Consider the following 228-nt stretch of genomic DNA (forward strand, 5'->3'; position numbering starts at 1 on the left):
GGCCTCAGCTTTCGTCGCTGAGACCGGCTTCCGGCGTTGCGCGCTTCACCGACTGCACGCCGGCTTCGGCGTTGGCCTGGCTGGCATAGAGCTGGCTCTGGCCGACGACCTGGCCATTGGTGGCCTTGAGCACGAAGTGGAACTTGCCGTTGTTGGCCGGCTTGACCTCGAAGGCACCGTCGCGCTGGGAGTTCTTGCGCACCGACTCGATGCCGCCGAGCGCCGAGT

The 228-nt window shown here is 66.7% G+C and carries 1 protein-coding gene; it reads right to left on the reverse strand.

Annotated features, from left to right (window positions below):
* Positions 1 to 4 precede the first annotated feature (4 nt).
* Positions 5 to 228 (reverse strand): YegP family protein (locus tag ACLJNW_RS29290; RefSeq protein WP_410962181.1); only part of this gene is annotated, 224 nt, incomplete at its 5' end.

This window comes from Salmonella sp. SAL4457 (assembly GCF_046548235.1).
Taxonomy (GTDB): Bacteria; Pseudomonadota; Gammaproteobacteria; order Enterobacterales; family Enterobacteriaceae; genus Salmonella; species Salmonella enterica.